The 10,608-nt window shown below is 28.1% G+C and carries 8 protein-coding genes and 1 pseudogene; 2 read left to right on the top strand and 7 right to left on the bottom strand.

Annotated elements, in window-relative coordinates:
• From Q0V09_RS04105 to Q0V09_RS04075, 7 genes are all read right to left on the bottom strand, one after another.
• Positions 1–805, bottom strand: an 805-nt coding sequence (locus Q0V09_RS04105; RefSeq protein WP_297487285.1) for a hypothetical protein, incomplete at its 3' end; no start/stop codon positions are given.
• 17 nt (positions 806–822) lie between these two features.
• Positions 823–1,230, bottom strand: coding sequence for a hypothetical protein (locus Q0V09_RS04100; protein WP_297406551.1), 408 nt, complete (start codon positions 1,228–1,230; stop codon positions 823–825).
• Positions 1,231–1,337: 107 nt separating this feature from the next.
• Entirely contained in the window at positions 1,338–2,366 is a 1,029-nt protein-coding gene (locus Q0V09_RS04095; RefSeq protein WP_297406553.1) for a M42 family metallopeptidase, read from the bottom strand.
• 1 nt (position 2,367) lies between these two features.
• A complete protein-coding gene (locus tag Q0V09_RS04090) occupies positions 2,368–3,870 on the bottom strand; it encodes an ABC transporter substrate-binding protein (protein WP_297487283.1) in 1,503 nt (500 codons plus the stop codon).
• A 111-nt stretch (positions 3,871–3,981) separates the two neighbouring features.
• Positions 3,982–5,517: an extracellular solute-binding protein gene (locus Q0V09_RS04085; RefSeq protein WP_297487281.1), complete on the bottom strand. Its 1,536-nt coding sequence runs from the start codon at positions 5,515–5,517 to the stop codon at positions 3,982–3,984.
• Complete coding sequence (locus Q0V09_RS04080) at positions 5,517–7,055, bottom strand: extracellular solute-binding protein (protein ID WP_297487279.1); 1,539 nt, start codon at positions 7,053–7,055, stop codon at positions 5,517–5,519. Before Q0V09_RS04080 ends, Q0V09_RS04085 begins: the two co-directional genes overlap by 1 nt.
• A gap of 13 nt (positions 7,056–7,068) precedes the next feature.
• Positions 7,069–8,439 (bottom strand): sulfatase-like hydrolase/transferase, encoded by a 1,371-nt coding sequence (locus Q0V09_RS04075; RefSeq protein WP_297406379.1) that lies wholly within the window; start codon positions 8,437–8,439, stop codon positions 7,069–7,071.
• A gap of 198 nt (positions 8,440–8,637) precedes the next feature.
• Between Q0V09_RS04075 and Q0V09_RS04070 the strand changes: the two genes are divergently transcribed.
• Both Q0V09_RS04070 and Q0V09_RS04065 read left to right on the top strand, forming a co-directional pair.
• Positions 8,638–10,023 (top strand): sulfatase, encoded by a 1,386-nt coding sequence (locus Q0V09_RS04070; RefSeq protein WP_297487277.1) that lies wholly within the window; start codon positions 8,638–8,640, stop codon positions 10,021–10,023.
• 96 nt (positions 10,024–10,119) lie between these two features.
• Positions 10,120–10,608: pseudogene (locus tag Q0V09_RS04065) on the top strand (hypothetical protein); the annotation flags it as partial.

The raw sequence follows: 10,608 nt of genomic DNA, 5'->3' as shown, positions 1-10,608 counted from the left end.
CTCCAAATATAAATGGAAACCATCCACTAGCACTCCTATCTGAAACAATATATGGGTCATATCCACCTGTAAAATTAAACATTAGATTTGTTTTAGAATTAAATTTATATAACTCCTTTGAATAATTTAACCATGCATAAAATCCAAAATATGTCATATCTTTGTACTCTCGTCCAGCTTCATTTTCAATTATAAAATCACCATTATACCAATCTTTTAAAACATATGCATTTACTGTTAAAGTAAAATCCATTGGAAGATTCCAATTTGTAAGTAACCCCAAAGCACCTGTATTTACATGCCCTGATGCTCCAGAAGAGTTCCATCCATGTATATAAGTTGGTGATAGGGCAAACTGTGTAGGTGATATGTAACTATTTTTAGGTAAATAATCTACAAAATCAAATGTACTTTCCATTTTTGCAAACATCTGATTTGGTCCCTGAAAAGCATTTTCATTTTTTAATTGAAATGATGAACTCCATTTTATCTTAGTATTTCCAACCCTTCCATGATTATAATTTACAGTACCATAAGGAGAGCTATAATCATTATTTTGTTCATCCATCTCTCCATCATAGTTATACGTATTAAATGTTCTATCCCAATTCAATCCAAAACTCAAATTCTCTGTTAATGAATAACTTAATCCCACTGATGGATGAGCATTCTCTGTTTTGTATTTTCCTGAATTCCCGTAAAATGTCTGTGTAAAATTTAAACTACCATTAGGTACAAACTCGTCACTTCCTAATAAACTTCCACTTATTAAGATACTCCCTAAAATAATACTTAATTTTTTCACATAAACCTCCTGTTACATTACTCTTTTAATTTTAAAATAAACTTTCCTTTAGCTTTTATTTCAACTTCAGAAAACTTGTTTTCTCTTTCACTATCAATTTCTAAATCATATCCTGTATATATACTATAGAAATTAAATATTCCAAAGAATATCACTGATAAAACAATTGCTGGACTTGCTAAAAATACACCAACAAATGTTAAAATACTAAGTGTTTTTATTTCCCATCCTATTTTAGTTAAACTTAAAAACCCTGTAACAATAACACTAACTATTGAACAAATTAAAAATATTAATATTTTTTTTGATGAATTTTTTGCTATTTTAACTTGATTTGCTAAAATATCATTTACAATAATAATCCTCTCTGATTTTTCTTTTATTGCTCTTTTTAATTCTTCCTTTGTATTTACATATCTAATCAAGAAAATCCCTCCAACTTTAAGATATATATATTATATACAATTTTTTCTATATTTTCTTTGAATTTTTATAAAAAAAAGTTGGATTTCAAATCCAACTTTCCTTTTATTTATAAATATGCAACTAATAATTTTATAGTTTCTAAAATTCCATCCATATGTGTTCTTTCATAATGATGAGTAGCATCAACATTTGGACCAATACAAGCATACTTTAAATCTTGTCCTTGTAGTATTAAAGCTGTCGCATCTGATCCATATCTATTATAAACTCCCACTGTATAATTTATTCCATTTTTAAATGCTGTTTCTTGTAAATCCTTTCTTACTTTTAAATCATAAACTGTTTTATTATCTCTTGCTGCTATACTAACTTTTTTCTCATCTCCATGAGCATCTTCTCCAACTAATCCTATATCTAGAGCTATAAACTCATCAACTTTTTCTGGAACAACAGATACTCCATGACCTACCTCTTCAAAGTTTGAAAAATATAAGTATAAATCATTTTTAGGCTTTTCATTATTTTCTTTTAAATATTTAACATAAGCCAACAGTTGAGCAACACATACTTTATCATCTAAATATCTAGATTTTATATATCCACTTTCCAACACCTTTGTCTTTGTATAAAAACTTACAAAATCCCCTTGGCATATTCCTAATTTTTTTGTTTCAATCTCTGTTGATACATCCTCATCTATTCTAACTTCCATATTTTCAGCTGTTCTTGCCATCTCTCTTGGAATATCTCCATATATATGAACAGATGATTTTACTGGTAGTAACGTTCCCTCTATTTTTTCTCCATTTAATGTATGAATAATAACATTTTCTCCCTCTACTGATCCCCAAGCAAATCCACCAATTCCCATTAATTCAAGTCTTCCATTAGATTTTACTTTTTTTACTATTGCTCCTAATGTATCAACATGAGCTGATACCATCTTTGTATAATCTGAATTTTCTCCCTTAAGAAAAGCTACAATACTACCTTTTCTTGTGTAATTATATTCAACTCCAAATTCTTTTAATTCCTTTTCTACACGAGCCATTACCTCATCTGTATATCCTGCCGGACTTGGAATCTCTAATAGTTCCTTACATAATTCAATTGTATAATTCATATTAATATCCATTTTATTCCCCCTTCTCTATATTTTTATAACTATGAATTGTATTTGCTTCGCTTTTAAAATTCTTTATTTTTTTACTTAAGCCTAAGTTATCATTTTTATAATATAGTGGTATAATTGGTGTTTCTACATCTAAAATCTCTTGAGCTTTATAATAAGCTTCTTTTCTTTTATTTAAATCAGTTTCAGTTCTTCCAAGTTCAACATATGAGTCATACTCTTTATTTGTATAAAATGATTTATTTCCTGCCCCTCCATGGTATGTACTATGAAGTAATGGATATAAAACTATATCTGAATCAGAAGTTCCAGAAACCCATCCACCAATAAACATATCATGTTTTCCTTGAGATGTATATTGCAAATAAGTTCCCCACTCTAATGTTTCAATTACAACATCTATTCCTATATCCTTTAAGTTTGCTTGAATTATTTGAGCTGCTTGAAGTCTTACAGGATTATCATTTGATATTAATCCAATTTTTATATCTTTTATCCCTGATTTTTCCAAATAACTCTTAGCCTTTTCTAAACTATACTCATATCCTTTTACACTTTGATTACTTCCAAAAACTGTTGGATTTACTATTGATTTTGCTGGACTAGCCATTCCCATATAAACAGCATCTACAATACTTTGCTTATTTATTGCATGATGAATTGCTTTTCTAAAGTCAATATTATTAAAAGGATATTTCTCATTATTTACTCCTAAAAATTCTGTTGATGTTGTAGAATAAGAAACTGCATATAGTTCCTTATTATTATTTACTAAATCAACATCTATTGGAGCTATTGTTGCTATATCTAACTCTCCCGTTTCAAGAGCAGCAAGTCTGCTTGTATTTTCTGTAATTCCTCTAAAAATTAGTTTATCTACATTTGCTTTTCCTTGAAAATATTCTTCATGTGCTTCTAACTGTATTTTCTCTCCATCTCCCCAATCTATAAGTTTAAATGGACCTGTTCCCATTGGATTAATAGATATATTATCTTTCTTGGAAATAGTATCTTTTTTATTTAAAATTGATGTAAGAGGATAAGATAGTGTATATAGTAACGGAGATGAGCTTTCTTTTAAAGTTATCTTTATTTTATTACTACCTATAGCAGTACAACTTTCTATTGCTTCTAACATAATCTTTGTTGCTGGTTTTTCTAACATTCTATTAATACTAAAAACTACATCATCTACTGTTAATTCCTCTCCATTATGAAATTTTATCCCTTTTTTTATTGTTATTTCTAATTCTTTTGGACTTATATATGTATATGACTCTGCTAATTCTGGCTGAATCATTCCATTATTATCAAGTGTAAAAAGTGTGTTAAATATCTGTTTTGCTATTTGAAGAGAAGGTATTTCATTATTCATTGATGGATCTAAACTTTTAGGCTTAGCACCTGTTGATATTGTTAACGTTTTTTCTGTATTTTTATTCTCTTTATTACACCCTCCTAAAATAAATAAAAATACTGAAGTTAAAATTAATACAAGTTTTTTCATATTCCCCCCATGTTAAAAAATTTTAGTTTTACTATATTAGCCCATGAATCAAGAATAGTCAAATTTATATTGAAAAAGGGAACTTAAAATAAAGTCCCCTTTCTCAAGAAATTAATCTTTATTAAATCTATCATAAGCTTTTTGATTTATTTCTAAAGCTTCTTGTAGTCCCATATCATTTAATCTTTTAATAAATTGTGGATATGTTTTTTCAAAGTCTTCAGCTCCTAAAATCCACTTTTGACTCATCTCTCCTACTACCATTCCCAACTGAGAATTTATTTTTTGTATTTTTCTACTCTCTTTTGGTAAATATTTTAATGTAGGCATAGGATCTACTACATATCCCTCCTTCATATATTTCTCTGCCCACTCTATAGACTGAGGATTACCTAAAGCCTTTTCATACTCATAATCTTGTTGAGCTCCAACTCTATTAAATTGAATCCCTTCATCTAATAAAACTTGCATTGGACTTTTATCTTTATTTTTCATAACTTTATCTGTAAACATTTTTTTACCATTTTCATCTCTTACAAAAGTATTTCCCTCTACTCCCCAGTTAAATAGTTCATTACCTTTTTCTGAGAACCAATAATCAAAGTATTTTATAATTTCAACAGAATTTTTTGTTGTTGCAGATATTCCCCAACCACCTGTAGAGAAATATCTAGCATCTGGTACAAATCTTCCACCTTTATATTCAGGTGGTGTCACTGCTACAAATTCAAACTTTTTATTTTGTTTCTTTAGTTCAGTATCAACATTATATGCTGATGTACTTGTTATCCAATCAAAAGTTATTCCTCCCAAATCATTTCTTAGCATATAATCTCTACCTTGAAATCCTCTTGTAAATATCTCTTGATCTATAAGTCCCTCTTTATACCATTTTATAACTTCTGGCATTGCCTCTTTAAATCTCTCTGAAGTTGGTCCATACTTTATCATATCTCCATCTAGATAAAATCCAAACTCTGCACCAAACAATCCCAATAACTCTTTATCAGCAAACTCTATTACCCTTTCAAAATATGGAACTTCGTCTGCTTTTCCATTTCCATTTGGATCTTGAGTTTTAAAGGCCTTCATAACATTATAAAAATCTTCCATAGTTTCTGGTGTTTTTAAATTAAGCTTATCTAGCCAATCTTTTCTAATAAATAAAGCTTGAGAAACTTTCATCTCATACCAATCATAATATGATGGCATAAAATAAATATTTCCATCTGCAGCCTTTGCTGCTTTTTTATATTTTGGATATTTTTCAAAGAATTTTTTTATATTTGGAGCATGTTCATTTATTAAATCATTTAATGGAATTAATCCTCCATCCATTCCTAAACTCTCTAATTTTTGAGGATATGCAAGAGTTATTATATCTGGTAATTTTCCAGAAGATATAGCTAAATTAAAAGCTTGTATTTCATCACTTATATTTTTTGAACTATAACTTTTTAATTTTACATTTGTATCTTTAAATGCCTCTTGGAAAATAGACCATTCTTCATTAAAAACTTTTCCATTTTGCATTGCAAGTATTGATAACTCTAAAGGTTTTTTTACAATTTGTGCTTTATTTTCATTTTGTCCATAAATTGTCGTAAATAGTGTAATACCCAATAAGATGTGTTTATATAATTTCATTATTTCTCCCCTTTTGTAAATCTATCATATGCTTCTTGATTTATTTTTATAGCTTCTTGTAATCCAATATCATTTAATCTTTTTACAAATCCATCATAAGTTTCATTAAAATCTGATGCACCTAAAATCCACTTTTGATTCATCTCTTTTACAGCCATTATTAACTGTGAGTTTATTTTTTGAACTTTTTTATTCTCTTCAGGTGTATACTTTAATGTAGGCATAGGATCTACTACATATCCTTTTTCCATATACATCTCTGCCCACTTACTTGCTTGTGGATTTCCCCATGCTTTTTCATAATCGTAATCTTGAAGAGCTCCAATTCTAAATTGTACTCCTTCTCCTCTTAAAACTTGTAAAGGATTCATTCCATCTGCTTTCATGACTTTATCTGTAAATTTATTTTTTCCATTTTCATCTTTTACAAAAGTATCCCCTTCAACACCCCAGTTAGATATTTCATGTCCCTTTTCAGAGAACCAATAATCTAAGTATTTAATTGTAGCTACTGGATCTTTTGCTCCTACTGTTATTCCCCATCCACCTAAATATGTTGCTCTAGCATCTGGTGCATATCTTCCACCCTTATACTCTGGTGGAGCTATTGCTACAAATTCAAAATCTTTTATTTTTTCTTTCATATCTTTATCTTCATTGTATGCTGCTGTACTTGCAAACCAGTCAAAAGTCATTCCACCTAGATTATTTCTTAACATATAATCTCTTCCTTGGAATCCTCTTGTGAATATTTCAGGATCTATTAGTCCCTCTTTATACCACTTCATAACTTCTGGCATTGCTTCTTTATATCTATCTGTAACAGGTCCAAATTCAACTTTATTGTCTTTATTTACAAAGAAGCCCATTTCAGCACCAAATAATCCTAGTAACTCTTTATCAGCAAATTCAACTGTTCTATCAAAATATGGAACTTCATCTGCTTTTCCATTTCCATTTGGATCTTGAGTTTTAAAAGCCTTCATAACATTATAAAAATCTTCCATAGTTTCTGGTGTTTCTAAATTTAATTTTTTTAACCAATCTTTTCTAATAAATACACCTTGAGCAGCTTTCATTGCATACCAATCATAATAATCAGGTATAAAATAGATATTTCCATCTGCTGCTACAGCATCCATCTTATATCTTGGATATTTTTCAAAAAACTTTTTAATATTTGGAGCATGTTCATCAATTAATTTATTTAAAGATACCATTCCTCCATCCATTCCTAAACTTTCTAATTTGTCTGGATAAGCTAAAGAAATTATGTCAGGTAATTTTCCAGAAGATATAGCTAAGTTAAATGCTTGCATCTCATCTGTTAAGTTTTTAGAACTATAACTTTTTAATTTTACATTTGTATCTTTAAATGCCTCTTTAAATACCGACCAATTTTCATCAAAAACTTTACCATTTTGCACAGCTAAAATACTTAATTCCATTGGTTTTTTTGATACCTTATAATTTTCACTATAAAGATTACTCTGTAATATTCCCATTGCTGCTAACATTAAAACTATCTTCTTACTCATCACTACCCCCTAATTAAATTTTTATCCAATCATTTTCTTTATTTAAAAAGTTTTTTAATTGTTCTTTTAATTGTTCTTTTTTTTCAAAATAATTTTTATCTTGCGCTAAATTATTCATCTCTAAAGGGTCATCTTCTAAAGAGAAAAGCTCCTCCTTATCTCTTGGATCAAATATATATTTAAATCCATCTCCTACAACACTTCTTCTTATATCTCCAACTGCAACTTGATTTCCTGAATATTGAGAGTAAACATACCTATCTTTTGATTTATCAAAATATTTTAATAATGACTCTCCTGAAACCTTTCTTGTTAAATTAATATCTAACAAATCTAAAACAGTTGGTAAAATATCCAAATGACTTGTATTAAACTCTATAGTTTTATTTTTTAAATTGGGTACTTTTAATATAAAAGGGACTTTTATTGCTTGATCATACATCTCCATCTTTTGAAACATCTTATGTTGACCTAAATGGTCACCATGATCTGCTGTAAAAACAAAAATTGTATTATCATATTCATTTTTTTCTTTAAATTTATTTATAATTTCACCAATTAATTTATCAGCATAATTTGTTAAACCTAAATAAGCTGACCAAACCTCTTTCCAATGGTTTTCATCTTTATCCTCTGCAAGTTGAGCAGCTATTCCCTCCCTTCTATTTAAAGGCTCTCCATTTGCTTTTTTATTTAAATTTTCTGGAAGTATAGGATTAGGAAACTTATCCATATATTCTTTTAAAACTGTTAAGGGAGGATGTGGAGCCCAAATATTTACAAATAGTGCCACAGGATTTTTAAAGTCCTCTTTTTTCAAATAGTTGAGAACATTATCAAGATAAAATCTATCTCTAAATAATTTTTCTTCCTTTTCAAAATAAGAAACTCTTGATCCTGTATAATTTCTTTCCTCTATTATATTTCCATGAAGTTCTTTTACTTTTACTCTATCTTCTTCAGTTCCGAAAATAGGTAAATTATTTTCTAAACAAACTTTTTCATAGTCATCATCACTTATAAACTCTTTAAAAGAAACTCTCTTTTCAAGAGATGGAATTAAAGTTATATGTTGCATTCCAAAATGACTTATATCATATGAATTTTCATATAAATATTCATGTAGCGTTTTTAGATCTCTTGTTTTCTCTGGAATATTTTTTAAATCATTAATTACAACCTCTGTTTTTGTTGGAAACTGTCCAGTTGCTAATGATGTTCTAGCAGGAACACACAAAGGACAAGTTGTATATGTGTTTAAAAAATTTATTCCCTCTTGTGCTAATTTATTTAAGTTTGGTGTAACCTCTTGATCACACTGTATCATCCCAATGGTATCTGCCCTTTGATGATCTGTTGTTATAAATACTATATTTTTTTTCATAAAGGATATCTTCTCCTTAATTTATTTTAATAGAGTATACCTTCACTTTTTTTCTAGGTCAATATTCATTTTTCTATTAAATTCTCACATCATTTTTTGCATATACTCATTACCGACTATAAGAAAATTAAGTATTTACTATACTTATCCATATAAGGTATATTTTATTAAATAAATTTTTAGGAGGATTTAAATCTTATGAAAAAACCTAACTTACTTTTTATTTTTGCAGATCAATGGAGACGAGAATCTATAGGCTTTATGGAAAAAGAAAAAGTTATTACTCCTAATATTGATAATTTTGCTAAAAATAATGCTATTTTTGAAAAAGCATATAGTACATGTCCTTTATGCTCACCTAGTAGAGCCACTATATTAACTGGAAAATATCCTATTGCTCATAATGTTATCACCAATTGCAAACCTAATTTATTTAATAATTTTTTAAGCCCCAATGAAATTACAATAGGTGACATTTTAAAAAATAATAATTATTCAACAGGATATATAGGAAAATGGCATTTAGATCAACCTGATATTGATTTTTCAAAAAATCCAATTTCCAAAGCAAAAAATTGGGATGCATATACTCCTCCTGGGCCTAAAAGACATGGATTTGATTTTTGGTATTCATACGGGGCTGATGACAATCATTTAAGTCCACATTATTGGCAAGATTCTCATGAACAAATAAAAGTTAATGAATGGTCTGTTAAACATGAAACTGATATTGCTCTAGATTTTTTAAATAAAAATAAAGAAAATCAATTTGCACTATTTTTATCTTGGAATCCACCACATACACCACTGGATTTAATTCCACAAAAATATGTTGATTTGTATGATAATGTAGATATTCCCATAAGAGATAATGTTAAACTAGACAGTATTATTGACCATCCTCAGACAATTGAGCCATTCTCTCTAAAAGAAACAGAGTATATTCAAATGGTTAAAAAATACTATGGAGCTATTTCTGGTATAGATGAATATTTTGGAAAAATAATAACATATTTAAAAGATAATAATCTTTACGATAATACTCTTATTATACTTACAGCAGATCATGGAGAGATGCTTTGTTCTCATGGATTATGGAGCAAACATGTTTGGTACGAAGAATCTATCTCTGTACCCTTTATTCTATCTTTAGGTGATCAATTTAAAAATATAAATATAAAAACACCTCTTTCTGGAGTAGATATTGTTCCAACCATACTCTCTCTACTTAATATTAAAACTGATTACTCTTTTCATGGAATAGATTTAAGTCCTACATTAAAAGGGGAGATTCTTAATAATAAAGCTATTACCATGTGTTACACAGGAAATCCTAAAATTATTAACAATTTAAAACTTCAAAATAAAAATCCTTTAGAGTTTGGATGGAGAGCTGTTAGTGATGAGGAATATACATATGTCGCTTTTAAAAATTATAATGGTAATGAAAAATTAAAAGAGTTTATCTATGAAGCTAAAGATATACTGCAACTTAATCCACTTCCAGTTTCAGAGAAAAATGAATACTTAAAAATATATTTACAAAATTGGGCAGTTAAATATAATGATCTAATTTTTAATTAAATCATATAGAAAAAAGATGATTTAAAACTGACGATTTACAATAGTTTTTTTATAAATTATAATCACATTAATTAATCTTATAATCAGGAGGAAGTTATGAAAGAAAAAACATTAAAACTTGATCCACCTGTTAAAAGTAAAAATATATTTAATTTGAATATATTTCAAAAGAAAAAATCTACTTTTAACAATGACCAAAAAACTTTATATCTAATTATTCTGCCTTTTATTCTTTGGTATTTAATATTTGCATATAAACCTATGTATGGTCTTTTAATTGCTTTTAAAGATTATAGTCTTTTTAGGGGTATCTCTGGAAGTGATTGGGTTGGATTAACAAATTTTACAGAATTTTTAACTAGTCCTTATTTTTATACAACTTTGAAAAATACAATTATGTTAAATATTTATAGTTTATTCTTAGAATTTCCATTTGCTATTGTTTTAGCCTTAATGTTAAATGAAGTTAAAAATAAATATTTTAGATCTCTTATACAAACAGCATCTTTTATTCCATATTTTATTGCTATTGTTGTTGCTGCTGGTATCACTGTAAATATTTTATCTCCAAGTACTGGAGTTGTT

The organism is uncultured Cetobacterium sp., from assembly GCF_947039425.1.
Taxonomy (GTDB): Bacteria; Fusobacteriota; Fusobacteriia; order Fusobacteriales; family Fusobacteriaceae; genus Cetobacterium_A.
The sequence above is the reverse complement of the archived record's forward strand: the minus strand, read 5'-3'. Positions and strand labels throughout refer to the sequence as shown.